This window comes from Corallococcus aberystwythensis (assembly GCF_003612165.1).
GTDB classification, from domain to species: domain Bacteria; phylum Myxococcota; class Myxococcia; order Myxococcales; family Myxococcaceae; genus Corallococcus; species Corallococcus aberystwythensis.
The window spans coordinates 20557-35132 of sequence record NZ_RAWK01000079.1; the positions used below are offsets into that span (position 1 = coordinate 20557).

General features: G+C 70.3%; 13 protein-coding genes. 4 read left to right on the top strand and 9 right to left on the bottom strand.

All coding sequences use genetic code 11. The features are described 5' to 3' along the window. The first annotated feature begins 161 nt into the window (after positions 1-161). Complete coding sequence (locus D7W81_RS14985) at positions 162-572, top strand: hypothetical protein (RefSeq protein ID WP_120556053.1); 411 nt, start codon at positions 162-164, stop codon at positions 570-572. A 57-nt stretch (positions 573-629) separates the two neighbouring features. On the opposite strand, the gene D7W81_RS14990 is transcribed toward D7W81_RS14985, so the two are convergent. From D7W81_RS14990 to D7W81_RS15015, 6 genes are all read right to left on the bottom strand, one after another. Further along, the gene (locus tag D7W81_RS14990; protein ID WP_120556054.1) at positions 630-875 is read right to left on the bottom strand and encodes a hypothetical protein; all 246 of its coding nucleotides are present in this window, start codon (positions 873-875) and stop codon (positions 630-632) included. A gap of 81 nt (positions 876-956) precedes the next feature. Beyond that, positions 957-1298, bottom strand: a complete 342-nt coding sequence (locus D7W81_RS14995; protein WP_120556055.1) for a hypothetical protein — start codon at positions 1296-1298, stop codon at positions 957-959. Positions 1299-1320: 22 nt separating this feature from the next. Continuing rightward, complete coding sequence (locus D7W81_RS15000; RefSeq protein ID WP_120556056.1) at positions 1321-2607, bottom strand: TIGR04013 family B12-binding domain/radical SAM domain-containing protein; 1287 nt, start codon at positions 2605-2607, stop codon at positions 1321-1323. A 28-nt stretch (positions 2608-2635) separates the two neighbouring features. After that, positions 2636-3550: a type VI immunity family protein gene (locus D7W81_RS15005; protein ID WP_244227221.1), complete on the bottom strand. Its 915-nt coding sequence runs from the start codon at positions 3548-3550 to the stop codon at positions 2636-2638. Next, complete coding sequence (locus D7W81_RS15010; protein WP_120556058.1) at positions 3547-4356, bottom strand: hypothetical protein; 810 nt, start codon at positions 4354-4356, stop codon at positions 3547-3549. Before D7W81_RS15010 ends, D7W81_RS15005 begins: the two co-directional genes overlap by 4 nt. Positions 4357-4442: 86 nt before the next feature. After that, on the bottom strand, positions 4443-5465 hold the full coding sequence (locus D7W81_RS15015; RefSeq protein ID WP_120556059.1) for a heparin lyase I family protein: 1023 nt from the start codon (positions 5463-5465) through the stop codon (positions 4443-4445). Between the two features lie 335 nt (positions 5466-5800). Here D7W81_RS15015 and D7W81_RS15020 point away from each other — a divergent pair, with 335 nt between their 5' ends. Beyond that, complete coding sequence (locus D7W81_RS15020) at positions 5801-6826, top strand: arginine N-succinyltransferase (protein ID WP_120556060.1); 1026 nt, start codon at positions 5801-5803, stop codon at positions 6824-6826. Here the strand turns inward: D7W81_RS15020 and D7W81_RS15025 are convergent. Beyond that, positions 6810-7868 carry a lasso peptide biosynthesis protein gene (locus tag D7W81_RS15025; RefSeq protein ID WP_120556061.1) on the bottom strand — a complete coding sequence of 353 codons (1059 nt, stop codon included), beginning with the start codon at positions 7866-7868 and terminating at the stop codon, positions 6810-6812. The two genes, D7W81_RS15020 and D7W81_RS15025, sit on opposite strands and share 17 nt — an antisense overlap. A 64-nt stretch (positions 7869-7932) precedes the next feature. Here D7W81_RS15025 and D7W81_RS15030 point away from each other — a divergent pair, with 64 nt between their 5' ends. Both D7W81_RS15030 and D7W81_RS15035 read left to right on the top strand, forming a co-directional pair. Next, complete coding sequence (locus D7W81_RS15030; protein ID WP_120556062.1) at positions 7933-11082, top strand: ABC transporter substrate-binding protein; 3150 nt, start codon at positions 7933-7935, stop codon at positions 11080-11082. A gap of 33 nt (positions 11083-11115) precedes the next feature. Beyond that, positions 11116-11433, top strand: coding sequence for a hypothetical protein (locus tag D7W81_RS15035; RefSeq protein ID WP_147445490.1), 318 nt, complete (start codon positions 11116-11118; stop codon positions 11431-11433). Positions 11434-11474: 41 nt separating this feature from the next. On the opposite strand, the gene D7W81_RS44105 is transcribed toward D7W81_RS15035, so the two are convergent. Both D7W81_RS44105 and D7W81_RS15045 read right to left on the bottom strand, forming a co-directional pair. Continuing rightward, entirely contained in the window at positions 11475-13649 is a 2175-nt protein-coding gene (locus D7W81_RS44105) for a hypothetical protein (protein WP_120556064.1), read from the bottom strand. Positions 13650-13742: 93 nt separating this feature from the next. Then, entirely contained in the window at positions 13743-14420 is a 678-nt protein-coding gene (locus D7W81_RS15045) for a DedA family protein (RefSeq protein ID WP_244227222.1), read from the bottom strand. Positions 14421-14576 lie beyond the last annotated feature (156 nt).

Here is a 14576-nt window from a genome sequence, read left to right on the forward strand (position 1 = left end):
GGGGAAATTCCCCCGGGATTTCGCGGCCTTCGCCGTTCTCCCACCCAAAGAGGCAACTTCCGGGAGCCCTGGGCGATAATGGGGAGAACGAACTTGAAGCCCCACAGGCATGCCTTCGGGTGTGCCTGGGTTGAACAGGGGCCTTTTTGACGGGAGCCGCCATGAACCGCATCACGTCCCTCTCCGGTCCGCGGGTGCAGCCGGCCACGACGAACACCGCCTCCTCCGTGTCGGGCAGCCGCTTCGGCTCGCTGATGTCGGGCGCGGCCGCGCAGCCCAAGATGGGCGCGCAGGTCACGGGTGGCTCGGTGGTGTCGGCGGCGCTGGCGCAGATGGGGGCCACGCCGCACGGCGGGCTGGTGAACGCCTACACCGCGGGCGCCACCTCCACGCCGGTGAACGTCACGGGCCAGAAGCCCCAGCAGCAGCAGGCCGCGGCCTCGCAGACGGGCACGGAGCCCAAGAGCGAGGAGATGCAGGCCATCGAGGACCTGGCCATCATGTCGTCGGTGTCCCTGTCCCAGTCCATCCTGCACATGGGCGGCATGAAGCTGGACCTGGAGCGCGAGTAGTCCCGCGCCCCAGGCCGTCCTTCACAGCACTGACTTCATGAAGCCCTGGGGGAGACCTCAGGGCTTTTTCTTGTCGCTGTCGTCGCTGTACTGGTCGCGGATGCCGTCGTGCCGGTTCTTCGTGTCGTTCCAGGGCTGATCCACGTCGGAGCGCTGTCCGCCGTTCTGCCCGGTGACGTCGTTGAGCTCCTCGGCGCGGCCTTCCGCGGGCACCCGGTCGCCGTCCTCTTCCGGGTCCTTCTGCTTGCTTGGGTCCAGCGGGATGCCGGCGCTCTTCTTGAGGTATTCGTCCTTGGGGTCCATGCCGCCATTCCTCCCTTGAGCCCACAAGGTGGTGACGGAGTGCCGTTCCGGGAGCGGCCGGGCGGACAGGGGGCCCCTTCCTCAGTTGAGGTACTTCGGCTTCGCGGGACCCGCTGCGGCCGGCGCCTGGGCCTTCATCATCTCCAGGCCCTGGCGGGTGAGGACGAAGCGGACCACGCCGGAGCCGCGCTCGGTTTCGATTTCGGCCTCGAAGGCGGGCCCGGCGATGCCGCCCAGGGACACGTCCTTGCGCAGGTTGCTCACGCGGCCGGAGAGCATGTCCCCCGCCACCTCGCGTGAGCCCTCGCCGCGCGAGTACAGCTCGAAGGCGGCCTCGTGCAGCGTCATGGCCAGCGCCGGGGTGAGGGGCTGGGAGCTGAAGAGCACGGAGATGAGGAGCCAGTAAGGCGTCTGTTCAGCCATCGCGCGAGTGTAACGGGTGCGGCTAGCGGGCGCGCGGCTGTCTGCGGGCGGCGATGGCCTCCGCGAGCACGCCCTGCGCCCGCCAGTGGCCATACAGGCGCCCCTGGGACGCGAGGAAGTCCAGCCGCTGCTGGGTGCGCGCGTCCATGCGGCCCGGGGCCGCGTCGCGGTACGGCGTTCCGGGCAGCGGCATGAAGGTGTGGCCGTGCACGCGGGCGCCCAGGTCGGACAGCCGCTGCATGAGGTCCAGGGTGGCGTCCACGTCCGCGGGCTCCTCCCCGGGCAGGCCCAGGATGAAGTCCACGTTGGGCACGAAGCCGCCCTCCACCGCGAGCCGGGCCGCGCGCACCACGGTCTCCACGTCGTGGCCGCGCCGGGTGGCCTGGAGGATGCGCTCGGAGCCGGACTGGCCGCCGATGATGAGATTGTCATTGGCCACGTAGCGCTTGAGCAGCGCCAGGGCCTCCGGCGTGACGTGCTCCGGGCGCACCTCCGAGGGGAAGGTGCCGTAGTAGATGCGCCCGTCCGGGGCCATGGCCTCCGTCACGGCGGCGAGCAGTTCCTCCACGGCGGCCAGGTTCACGGTCTCGTCGGGGGTGCCGTAGGACAGGGACGTGGGGGTGATGAAGCGCAGGTCGCGCCGGCCCGCGCGGCGCAGCTCGCGGGCCCAGCGGGCGATGTTGGCGACGGTGCGGTGCCGGAAGCGCGCCTTGGACATGAAGGGCGTCTGGCAGAAGCGGCAGGCGTAGATGCAGCCCCGGGTGATCTCGATGGCGCCGAACTTCACGTGCTTCGCGGCGAACGGAGGGAAGTCGTCCAGGCGCACGCCCTCGCCGTGGCCGTGCTGCACGAGCTTGCCGTCCTTGAGGTGCGCGGTGCCGTGCGTGGTGCGCGGGTCCTCGCCCTTGAGGACGCGGGCCAGGAGGGCGCGCAGGGTGTGCTCGCCCTCGCCCACGGCGACGAGGTCGAAGCCGGCCTGGAGGGTTTGAAGCGTCTCCGCGGTGGCGTGCACGCCGCCCGCGATGCAGAGGACGTCGCGGCCCTCCAGCCGTTCGCGCACCCAGGTGAGCTCCTCCACGGAGGGGCCGAAGCTGGCGGAGTAGAAGGACCACGCGGCGACGACGGTGTCGCCCGCATCCACGCGTTCGCGCAGGGTGGTCAGCAGGTCCTCGCGGCTGCGAGGAAAGTGCAGTGACACGTCCGCGAGCGCGGGGTCCGCCTCCACGGCGCCGGCGAGCACGGTGAAGGCGTACTTGCCGGGGTACTGGTAGCTCAGGACGAGCGAGACCTTGCGAGGCGTCTGCGACATGGCGGCCGGGGATGATGCCACAGCGGGGTCAGAGGAAGCGGCGCTCCCACTGGCGGACCTCGGCTTCGGTGAAGTCGCCCCAGGCCCCCTTGTGCGCGTAGAGCCACGGCTCCAGCACACGGGACAGCTCGCGGTACGCAGGCAACGTGTCACCGGCCTCCAGGTCCCCGGCTTCGGGGACAGGCCCCAGGGACACCACCGCGCGGTCCGGGGACAGGGCTTCCACCTGCGTTGAAGGCGAGTGCAGCCGGGAGCGCAGTCCCTCCGTGCCGCCCAGTTCGTTCAGGACCGGGGGGCCCAGGAACGTGAGCCACGCGGGGGGACGGAGCTTCGTGCCCAGGTACAGGGCCAGCGTGTTCAGTCGATTCAGGTCAAAGCCCGGGTATCGCCGGGTCGCTTCATGAAGGCGCGGCGTGAGGGTCTTGGGCCAGGAGCCCAATTCAAGTGACAGCCCTGTGTGCCCCGAGTTCCACGGCAACTCGCGCCCCAGGTCGATGGCCAATGAGCGGATCCACTCCGGCCCACGTTCGTCCAGGAACTCAACGGGCAGATGGAACTCCAGAGCACAGCTATTCTCCCGGTCCTCAATCTCGAAGCCAGCAGCGGCCTTGCTACGCCCTTGGTATTTGAAAGCAATTCCCGTCACGGAGTCGGGGCGCTCGATCAGCTCGACCAGTGCAGAGGGTGCCAGCAGTCGCTGCCGTATGACGGCCTCCCCCTCGGAGTCCAAGGGCTGCCAGTCTCCCGAGTAGTCTACGTACCAGCCAAGCTGGCGCGGACTGATGGCCTGACGATAGCGCTCCAGTGCTCGCCACACAGCCGAGGCCATCAACTCGTGGGGCGGCCGCATGTAGAACGCGATGCTGATCCCCTCACGAAGGAGGACCACCCACTGGTCCTCGATGTCCATGCCTTCACGAATCCTTGGGATGGGTCCGGTCATGGCGTGACTCCATGGTTGGGAGATACCAGTTGGGGCACCTGCTCGCTCTTGAGAAGCTGCTGGTAGATCTCGCCCTGGTTTTTTGACGCGAAGAGGTGCCCGTCAGGGTAGGGATCCCATCGAGGAATATTGCTCACCGGGCACGGGAACTTGAAGTCGTAGACCCGCTGCACCTTCAGTGGATTTCCCAAAGCATGTAGCACCACGTCCGGCGCGATGGTCCCCGTGAGCAGGTGGAACAGTCCGTCCCGCAGCCATTGCGCGACCTCTTCCGGTTCCAACCACCGCGTCCGCCCGGTCTTCGCGTCCCGCAGGTAACGAGGCTCCAGGCTGAACCGGCCCGCATCCGTGGCCCCCAGCGCCCGCTGCACGCACTCCAATGCGGCCGCGTGCTTGGCCTCTCCCAGCTGCACTGCCCGGGTGATTTCCCGCCCGTTCGCGTCCACCACCTTCTCCTCGCAGACTTGACGATTCGTCCGCTTGCCCGGCCCCAGCAACCGCTCATTCACCTCGAAGTTCGCCTGCTTCGCGCACTCCGCGAGCACCCGCTCCACGCGGTCCACCTCCGCCGCTTCCCACAGGCGCATCACCGCGGCGGCCTGACCTGCCCGGGCCGCGGCCCTGGACAGCCACGGAAGGATGGCGTCCTGCCCCACCTGGGACGCGCACGCCGGGTTGCGCAGACACCCCGCCGTCGCGGAGTCCATCGTCGCCTGGGAGTAGCTTCGCGGCGCTCGCACCTCCGGTCCCGCGCACGCGGTCCACAGGAGGCAGCACAGCCACCACATCCACCGGGGAGGAGTCATCCCGCGCCTCCTTGCATGGAAGCGCGGACTCCTTCAACCCGCCTCCCGCCCCGGACGCACCGGAGCGGGAGGGTCCTTCACCTGCTTCAGCTCCGGCGGCGGCGCGCCTTCATCAGGCCCAGCAGTCCCAGCAGCGAGAACGCGGCCAGCGACCCGCCACCCGTGGAGCACCCGCCGTGGAAGTTCGTGTCGCCCTCGCCCTCGTCCAGCGGAGACGGCTTCACGCCCGTGCCCGTGCCCGCGTCCATGGACGTGCCCGCGTCCACCACCGGATCCGGATCCACCGGAGAACCCGCGTCCACCACCGGCTCCGGATCCACCGGCGAACCCGCGTCCACCACCGGATCCACGGGCGAGCCCGCGTCCACCGGCGTGCCCGCGTCCACCACCGGGTCCGGATCCGGCTGCACCGCCGGGAACACGTCCTCGCGGCTGGTCGCCTGGATCATCCCGTCGTGGTAGACGACGCCCACCGGCTTGATGCTGTCGTCCCGGTACAAGCCCAGCTTCAGGTAGTTGTTCTGGCCAGCGAACATCGTCATGGCCTTGGTCTTCTTCAGCACCTGAACGCCGTTGTGCCACAGCTCCACGTAGCCCACGGACGCGTCCGGGGACCACTTCACGTGGAAGATGAACTCCTGCCACACGCCGCGCTTGAGCGCCGTGTTCCACACCGTGCCGCTGTCGTTCAGCGACAGGCGGATGACCTCGCCCTTCACGAAGAACTCCACCGGCGGCGACCCGCAGCACCCGTCGTGGTGCCACTGCGTGAAGAGCTGCCACGCGTCCACGCTGGGGAAGTCGTTCGGGAACATCACCTTCCAGCGGTACCAGTACTCCGAACCCACCTTCTCGTTGCTCAGGTACACCAGCTCATTGCGGTTCCCGCTGGAGTTGATGGGGTCATCGCCCTGCTTCACCGTGGCCTTGAGGGCGTACTTCCCCTCCGAGACCGGGCTCGTCACCACCTGGAGCCGGTCCGAGCTCACCATCTGTTCCTTGCTGTACTGGGAACGGTTGCCCGTCTCGAAATCGCCCCGCCAGACGATTTCCGCCGCAGCGAGGCTCGGGAGCAGACAGACCACGAGCCAGAGGTGCAGTGCTTTCAATGAGGAATCCTTGGGGGAGGGTGAAGGCCTGATGCTTTGCTTTCAAACTTCGACAATGATTGGCCTTCATCATTCCCTGTCTTCATTCCGTCTCCAAACCATTCCCAGACGCCTGGCAACGGAGCATGCGGGCAGGCAGGCCCCTCTCCGGTTTGAAACATGTTTCACGACGGGAACGGGCCGCCCGTACCCACCGAGCGGACGGCAGAGCGGTGTCCTGAACGCAACGCGTCATTGACAAGGGAGCATGCAGGAGGCTGACGGGACGGGGGCGTGGTGTAAGGTCACGGGCCCTTCCGGCGCTCCCTTCCCGGGGCGCTCTTCAGCGTGCCCCAATGCTCGTGCTGCGAGACGTCCAGAAAACCGACCTGCCCGGCCTGAAGCGGCTTGCCGCGGTGCTGAACACGGTCAACCTGCCGAACAACGAAGAGACGCTCGAGGCCATCATCGACAAGTCGGTGAAGAGCTTCGCCGGCAAGGTGAAGGACCCGTTCGAGCGCGAGTACCTCTTCGTGCTGGAGGACGTGCGCAACAACCTCATCATCGGCACGTCGATGATCATCGCCCAGCACGGCACGTACGAAGCGCCGCACATCTACTATGAGGTGAGCGAGCGCGAGCACTACTCCGCCTCGCTGGAGCGGCACCTGCGGCACAAGGTGCTGTCCATCGCGTACAACTACGAGGGCCCCACGGAGATTGGCGGCCTGGTGGTGGACCCGCCCTACCGCGCGACGCCGGACAAGCCCGGCAAGCAGCTGTCCTTCGTGCGCTTCCTCTTCATCGCCATGCACCGGCGGCTGTTCCGGCCGCGCGTGCTGGCGGAGCTGCTCCCGCCGCTGCTCCCGGACGGGCGCAGCCTCCTGTGGGAGGCCTGCGGGAAGAAGTTCACCGGGCTCACCTACCTGGAGGCCGACCGGCTGAGCCGCCAGAACAAGGAGTTCATCAAGGAGCTGTTCCCCTCGTCGGACATCTACGCGTCGCTGTTCACGGACCGCGTGCAGAAGGTGCTGGGGGAAGTGGGCCCGGCCACGCGCGGCGTGCAGCGGATGCTGGAGCGGGTGGGCTTCCGGTACGTGGAGCGCATCGACCCGTTCGACGGCGGCCCGCACTTCGAGGCGAATACGGAGGACATCTCCCTGGTGCGCCGCTACCGCACGATGAAGCTGGCGGAAGAGGACTTCGAGCTGGTGGGAGACGACGTGCTGGTCGCCGCCGAGCGCGAATCCGGCCGCAACCGCTTCCGCTCCGTGCGCTGCCAGGCCCGGCTGGACAACACCGTCATCCACCTGCCCGCTCGCGCCAAGGAAATCCTGGAAGTGAAGCCCGGCGCGAAGCTGTCTGTCATTCCGTTCGAGTAGCGCGCACCACGCGCCAGTCTCCGCGCAGGAGCGACAACCAGCGCTCCCCGGCCTCCAAGCCGGGGCCGTCCGGAGGCACCAGGGCCAGCGCCAGGTGCGTGTCCGGGCGCACGGGGTCCAGGGACGTGGGGTCCAGGTCCAGGGTCCCGCCGCCCCGCAGCGCCACCCGCACCCAGGCGTGCGGCCGTCCAGCGCCGCCGTCCACCACCAGCAACCCGTGCACCAGCCCCACCCGCTGCCCCCGGGCGCGGGCCAGGGACGCGAAGCGCAGCGCGTGCGCCAGGCAGCCTCCTGCCTCGCCCTCCCCTCCCGAGCGCCAGTCCGCCGCCGTGGGCCCCTTGTCCGGGAAGGCCGCGTGCACCTTCGCGGACAGGGCCCGTGCGTCGGCCGGGGTCCACTCCGTCATGTCCGGCAGCCGCGCGGGGACCACCGGAGCGCGCGACGCCGCCTGCCCGCCTGGCACCAGCCTCAACGCCCCCTCGGTGCCGCCCTCCACGGGCACCCCTTCCGCGAACAGCTCCGGCGGTGCTCGCAGCCGCTCCCCGGGGGCTGCCCGCGTGAAGCGGGAGTCGCCCACCTCCAGCGCCTGGAGCTGGCCCTGGTCGTCGTAGCGGGCCTTGAAGCGTGAGCCCAGCATCGTGCCCTCGGCGGTGGTGGCGCTCCGAGCCGTGACGCAGTGGGGGCCCTCCTGGCCGGACAGCTCCTCGCGGCCCTTCACGCAGCCCTCGGGCGGCGGCCCGTGCCACAGCCACAGCGCCTGGGGCACCGCGTCCGCGCCCGTCACGCGCCCCGCGGCGTCCACCCGCAGCGTCACCTCACGCACGCGTTCGCCCGCCTGGCCGTCGCGCACGTGCAGGTGCCGGCTGGTGTACGTGAACCGCCCCGCCTCCAGCGACAGGCCCACCGTGCCCACCGGCACGCCCCGCCACGCGAAGACGTACAGGGCCGGACGTCCAGCCCCGGCAGCCCTGGGGGTCCCGGCGCCCGCGCTGGCGGGGATTCCCGGGAGCGCCAGCATGGCGATGGCGAAGAGGGCCTTCATGTCCCGTGAAGCATGCGTCGAATTGAGGACCGGCGCGAGAAGGCGGGTTAGCGTCCCCCCGTCCATGGGCGCCAAACGGTACCTCTTCTCGTTCGGGCTGGCGGCGGCCCTGGTCTCCGCACTCATCCTGGGCTTCGTGTTGTATTGGGTGACGGGCAAGCCGGATGACACGGCCGGCTGGGCGGTGCTGCTGCTCGGCGTGCCGTTCCTCTGGCTCACTGGCAGCTACCTGTCGTGGTTCCGCTTCGCGTCGATGCGCCGTCGCGAGCGGCGCGACCTGATGTCCCGGCTGGCGGAGGGCGACCTCACCACGCCCATCCACACGGGCTTCGAGGGCCAGGAGGACCTGCGCCGTCTCATCCTGTCCCTGCGCCGCGCCATGTCCCAGGTGCAGCGCGTGACGAGCAACCTGCACCGCACCGGCAACGGCGTGAGCGACCAGGCCCGCATGCTGCTGGAGGCCGCGCGCCGTCAGGGCGGCGCCGTGGAGCGCACGCTCTCCGCCGTGGGCGGCAACGGCACCAGCCTCCAGGTGGCCATCAAGCGCGTGCAGCACATTGAAACCTTCGCGCACGAGACGACGGGCGCCCTGCTGGAGATGACCGAGCGGCTGCACCAGGTGGTGGACGGCCTGGAGACCGTCAACGACTTCAGCCAGCGCACCAGCGGCCTCACGCAGGCGATGACGGAGCGCCTCACGCACATCGCCGCGTCGGGTGACGAGCTGGGCCGCTTCGCCTCCGAGGCGGAGGACTTCGTCGCGCTGGTGGAGGGCGGCATCTTCGCCGTGCGCCGCCGCGCCATGGAGACCAACAGCATGGCCGTCGCGGTCACCACCACCGCCCAGCGCGGCGAGGCGCTGGTGGGCGACAGCGTGCAGGGCATGTACCGGGTGGAGGAGACGGTGCGCAAGGCGGCCGAGCTGATGGAGATGCTCGGCACGCGGTCGCTGGAGATTGGCCGCATCGTGGACGTCATCCAGGAGATCGCCGACCAGACGAACCTCCTGGCCCTCAACGCCGCCATCATCGCCGCGCAGGCGGGCGAGCACGGCCGCCCCTTCGGCGTGGTGGCCAACGAGATCCGCAGCCTCGCGGAGCGCACCACGCGCTCCACGCGCGAGATTGGCACCATGGTGACGGGCATCCGCGACGCGGTGGAGACCGCCGTGGCGCTGGTGCAGGAGGGGCGCGAGCAGGCCACCGCGGGCGTGGCCCTGGGCGACCGCGCCTCCGAGGCCCTGAGTGAGATTCGCGCCATCACCCAGCGCACCTTCGCCGCCGTGGAGGCCACGGTGATGGAGACGCAGCAGCTGGAGGCGCAGGGCGCCACCGTCGTGGAGGCCAGCAAGCGCGTGGCCCGGCGCGTGGAGGACATCACGCGCATGGCCATCGAGCAGTCCGGCAACGCGCGGGACCTGGTGCGCCAGATTCAAGAGATGTCGCGCGTGGGCCAGAGCGCGGGCCAGAAGGCGGAGTCCCAGGCGCGCACGGGCCGCGACCTGTCCGAAGCGGTGATGCGCCTGAGCGCGGCCATTGAGGAGCTGCGGGCCGCGCACCAGGTGCTCACCCGGGGCGACGCGTCCATCCGCGAGGAGATCGCCCAGGTGCGCGAGGACGCGCGCCGGGTCATCCGCATTGGCGACGGGCTGGACCGCACGGTGGACCAGCTGGGCCACGAGACAGCCAGCCTGGAGGCGGAGGTGTTCCGCTTCCAGCTGCCCCGGGCGCGGCCGGGTGGCACGCTGCGCGTGGGCTTGCATCAGGCGGGCTCGCTGCGCTCGCGGCAGGTCGTGGATCCGCTGTTCAGCGTCGAGAACCAGATGACGGAGCTGACGGCGTGCCTCTTCTCCTGCCTCGTGCGGCTGGAGGACGGCATGCTGGTGCCCGACCTGGCCGAGCGCTGGGACGCGGACCCGTCCGCGCGCCGCTACCGCTTCTACCTGCGCCGGGGCGTCACCTTCCACGACGGCACCCTGCTCACCGCGCAGGACGTGAAGCGCCACCTGGAGCGGTTGATGGACCCGGCGCTGCGCTCACCGGACCGCAGCCTGCTGGAGGACGTGGAGGGCGCACGCGAGTACTCCAGCGGCCTGGCGCGCGAGGTGACGGGCATCGAGGTCCTGGACGAGGGCACGCTGGAAATCCGGCTGCGCGAGCCCAAGGCGTTCTTCCTCCAGCTCATGGCGCTGACGGCCACGGCGGTGGCGAAGGTGGACCCCGCGGGGAAGCTGGTGGGCACCGGCCCGTTCCGCGTCGTCGGCATGCAGCCGGACCGGATGGTGCTGGAGCGCAACGCCACCTACTGGCGCGGCGGGATTCCGCTGCTGGACCGGCTGGAGTTCGTCATGTCGGACACGCGGCCCCAGGCGGTGCGGCAGCTGTTGGACGGACAGGTGGACCTCGTGTCGTTCCTGCACGTGGAGCACACGGAGGCCAAGGGGCTGGAGGCGCACCAGGTGGTGACCAGCACCACGCCGTCCACGGCGTTCCTGGGGCTCAACCTGAACGAGGCGCCCTACAACGACGTGCGCGTGCGGCGGGCGCTGCGCGCGGGCATGGACATCCCGGCCGTGGTGGAGCAGTTCCACCCGGGCGCGCGCGTGGCGCGCACGTTCACGCCGCCGGAGCTGCTGGACGGAGCCCAGGAGCTGGGGCCCTCGCCGGTGCCGGACCTGACGCTGGCGGAGCGGCTGTTGCGCGAGGCAGGCGTGCGGCGGTTGCAGCTCACCCTGCACCACCCGGTGGGCCGCGACACGTCCGCGGAGGACGCGGTGCTCTTCCGGCCGATGATTCAAGCGGGCCTGCTGGAGCTGCGGCACGAACAGATGCCTCCAGAGGAGTACCTGCCGCGCCTGCGCGAGGGGAAGGTCCCCGCCTTCCGCACGCTGTGGCTGGCGGACTTCCCGGACGCGGACGCGTTCCTGCACTTCCTGCTCAACTCCAGCGCGCAGACGGTGTACCCGCTGGGCTACCGCAACCCGGAGCTGGACCGGCTCACCGCGGAGGCGCGCGTGTCCATTGACCCGGAGCTGCGCGCACAGCTCTACAAGCGCGCGGAGCAGCTGGCGCGCGAGGACTGCCCGCTCATCCCGCTGTACCACGACCGCACGCACGCGGCCGCGGCGGCGTCCGTGCAGAACCTGCGGCTGCACCAGACCCCGCCGCAGGTGCGCTTCGAGGACCTCTGGGTGGACCCGGCCGTGATTGGCTAGGTCACGGCCCCCACTCTTCATCTAGGAGCAACCATGGCGAGTACTCACATCAAGTGCAAACGAGGGCTCAACCTGCATGCCGTCGAGCCCTCGATCTACAACTCGGGCTATTGGGATTTCTCGCCTGAAGAAGCAGCTCAGCTCGTGGGCGGAACGATCTATCTCCACGAGAGCAAGGCGAAGCGTTCGTACTTCGGTGGGACAGTGCTCTCGTACGAGATCGTCGAGGTTCCCGAGAAGGCGCACGCTCAGCGCATCATGTTTCGGATCCAATCCACGGCTGAAGCGAAGGACAAGGAGTGGCGAGGCGCGAACCACGGCCGAGCCTGGACGGGCGGGGTTCTTCCCTAGGCACTGGTCCGATAGATCATCGAGCCCCAGGCCATATTGATTCAGGGCACGGCCCGGCGAGTTCCAGCGGGGCCGGCGTTGCGCTGGGGCCAACCTCGGGACTCAGCGCGCCCACCGACCGGATAGGACTCCAGGAACCAGACGCCGTCGCGGCGCAGGGCCACGTGCAGCAGGTCCCCCGCGAACACCGCGCCCGCGACCTCCACGCGGCCCTTCAGGGAGCACTGATTGACCTTGTTGCCGAAGGCAATCCACTCCAACCACGCCTGACGCTGACCGTTCGGCAGCACCGCGTCCGCGAGCACGCCCACCGTGTTCTGCTCCAGCAGCGCGGCTTCATGGAAGGTGCCGGGAAGCAGCGGCGCGGGCAGCACGTCCACCTCCGAGAGGAAATGGCCGTCATCGGAGCTGAAGGAGCGCAGCACCGTGCGCAGCTCCGCGCCCACGCAAGGCGTGCCGTCCGTGTGGTCGCACGCGAGCGCCAGTGCATGGCCCACCGTGCCTCCGGGGGACATCAGTACGGGCTCGGCCAGCGGGGACAGCGTGCGCGTGCCCGCGTCCCAATCCAGTTCACCGAGCACGCCTCCATCCGTGTCCACGAAGGCGCGCGTGCCCACGAGCAGCCGCCCCGACGCGAGCGCCAGTGACGGCGCACCCCCTGGAACACCGGAACCGAGCGCTTCGAGGCTCAGCGATGCGGGGCCTCCGTTCTCGAGGGCAGCCGGACCGCCATCCGTGTTCGGCTCAACCGGGGGTGCCCGGTCCGTGAAGGCCAGCCGTCCATCCCACGGCGTGTAGAGGTACGCGCCGCGCGCGTCGTCCACGGCGAGCCTCGCGGCTCCTCCGCCGTCCTCCTCCGGACCCATCGCCAGCGGCACTCCCGCGTCCGCGCTCAGCACCACCAGCCGGGAGCGCAGCGGCTCCGTGCCCGCGTCGCCACTCCACGTGACGTACGTCAGCACGTCGCCTTCCTTCGTCAGCGCCACCCTGCCCGCTCCCGTGCCGGGCACGCCCTCCGGTGACCCTCCATCCAGCGCCGCCTCGGAGAGCGCCAGCGACGTGCGCCAGCGCAGCTCGCCCACGCCCCGGGGCGCGTAGGCCTCCAACGCTTCCGGCGCGAGCACCACCACGCCCGCGTCCGACGCCGCGAGCAACGTCCTCGCGCCTCCGTCCACATAGGGCGACTCGTAGCGCAGCAGTCCGCCCTTCTCCGTGTACGCGGCGAGCCAGCAGCCCGCGTCCTCCCCGCACACCGACACGTAGACCGTCCCGTCGTCCACCAGCAGCACCGGCCCACCGTCCTCCGCGACGGGCGCCCCGCCCAGCTCCGCGCTGAAGTCGGACTCCAGGTCGCCCGCGTCCGGGCGCATGCACTCGCCCGCGCTGCACTTGCCCTCGTCCTGGCAGGGCGTGGCGGGCGCGCACACAAAGCCGTCCGGCGGCGTCACCGTCCGGCACGTGCCGCTGAAGCAGACCTGCGCCGCCTTGCAGCTCACCGCGCCGCAAGGGCTGAAGTCCGCCACGTCCACCTCCTGGCAGCCCTCGTTGCGGTCGCACACGCCCACCTTGCAGGGGTTGCTCGACGCCGGGCAGACGACGTCCGCCCTCACGCAGCCCTGCGTCGGAGAACAGCTGTCCACCGTGCACGGGTTGTCGTCATTGCACGTGCGCGGCTGCCCCACGCAGGCGCCCGCCTGGCAGCGGCCGTTCTCCTGGCAGCGGCTGCTGGGGATGCACGACGCGCCGTCCTCCAGCGGTGATTCAATGCACTGGCCGGACTCCAGGTCGAAGCGCGAATCGGTGCACTCCCCCTGCGGCAGGCACGGCAGCGGACGCACGCCCACGCCGGTGAGCTTCACCTTCGCCGTGGTGCGCCCAGCGGTGAGCACCAGCTCGCCCTCCACCGGCGTGTTGCTCGCGGAGAACAGGATGTCCACCGTGCCCGTGCCGCTGCCCCCGACGACAATCTGGGACACGACGACGAAGAAGGGCGCGTCCGTCACCGCCTCCACCTGCACGCCCGCGCGGCCCGTGGCCACCAGCGTCAGCGAGCGGCGCACCTGGGTGCCCTCCAGCACCCGGCCGAAGTCCACCACCTCGTCCTGCGGCCGGAAGCTGGCGCTCGCACCGCCCAGGTTGGGGTCGTCGCCACAGCGGCACCCACCCACCAGGACGAGCAACACGAGCAGCCACCAGCGAGCACGGGCGCGGAACATGCCCCCGACTCAACCGCGCCACCCCGGGCCCGCGCAACGTGCCTGCGGCTCCGGCACGCTGGCCCCGCACATTTCCCTGCCCGGCCGGGCCCGCTACGGTTCCACGGCGGACTCACGCCGCCGCGTCAGCGCCCGCACGCCAAACCCCAGCGCCGCCACCACGAGCAGCCCGATGACGGCGTACTGGTAGCGCGACACCAGCACCGTCAGCCGCTCCAGGTTTCCGCCCACGGCCATGCCCAGCGCCAGGATGAGCCCGCTGTGCGCCAGCGCGGACACGGCGCCCAGCACCAGCGCGTTGAAGCGCGGCACGCGCGCCGCCCCCGCCGCGATGAAGATGACGCCCCGGATGCCCGGCAGGAACCGGTTCACCAGCAGAAGCCAGGGCCCCGCGTGCCGCATCCGCGTCTGCACCTGCGTCAGGCGCGCGTGCGTGAGGCCGAAGAAGGAGCGCTGCGGATTCGCCTCGAAGCGCCTCGCCAGCCACTGGCCCACCGCGTAGTTGATGAACGCGCCCAACACGCTGCCCGCCGTCACCACCGCGAGCACCAGCCACCAGGGCTTCTCCCCGCGCACGGCGTAGATGCCGCCCATGAGCACGATGGTGTCCCCGGGGAACGGCGGCACCACGTACTCCAGCATCGCCGCCACGCCGAGCACCAGGAACCCGAACGGCCCCAGCGTCCCAATCAGCTTGTCGACGTGCTCGATCCACATCCGCGCGGTGCCCTCCAGGCCCGGGAAACGCCTCGCGCGAGACTTAAGTCGCATCCCCGCCCGGCGGAACCCGGGAACCGCACCGTCCGCGCGGCGGTGAACAGGGCCGGGCCGCCCGGTCCAGGAGGCCTGAAGCTCCTTGCCCGACGAAACCCGCGCCTTCCCTCCACCCGCGAGGGGGGACACGCGCGGGCCGGGGCTGCCCCCCAG